At 60.7% G+C, this 280-nt stretch carries 1 protein-coding gene; it reads right to left on the reverse strand.

Annotated elements, in window-relative coordinates:
• Positions 1 to 280 (reverse strand): GreA/GreB family elongation factor (locus AAEY83_RS14340; protein ID WP_351059887.1); only part of this gene is annotated, 280 nt, incomplete at both ends.

A 280-nucleotide genomic window follows, 5' to 3' on the forward strand; every position in this document is an offset into this window, starting at 1 on the left:
GGCCTGATCCTCGCCGACCAGTTGCACGCGGTGTTCAGTGTCGTGTTCATCGGCAAAAGTCACCCAGCTACCGATCTGCACCTTGTCGGTGGAAGTCGCAGCGACTGCGACTTGGGCGCTGCTCAGGCGTTGAGTGAAATAACGCAGATCCCGTTGCAGATCGGCGAGACGTTGTTTGTCGGCCTGCTCGCCCTTGGCCGTTTGCTCGGCGTGCAGGCTCTGCAACTCGATGACTTTCGCCTGCAACTGCGCCAGCCCTTGTGGGGTGACGTAGTTGGGC

It is taken from the genome of Psychrobacter sp. TB20-MNA-CIBAN-0197 (assembly GCF_040309765.1).
GTDB lineage: Bacteria > Pseudomonadota > Gammaproteobacteria > Pseudomonadales > Moraxellaceae > Psychrobacter > Psychrobacter submarinus.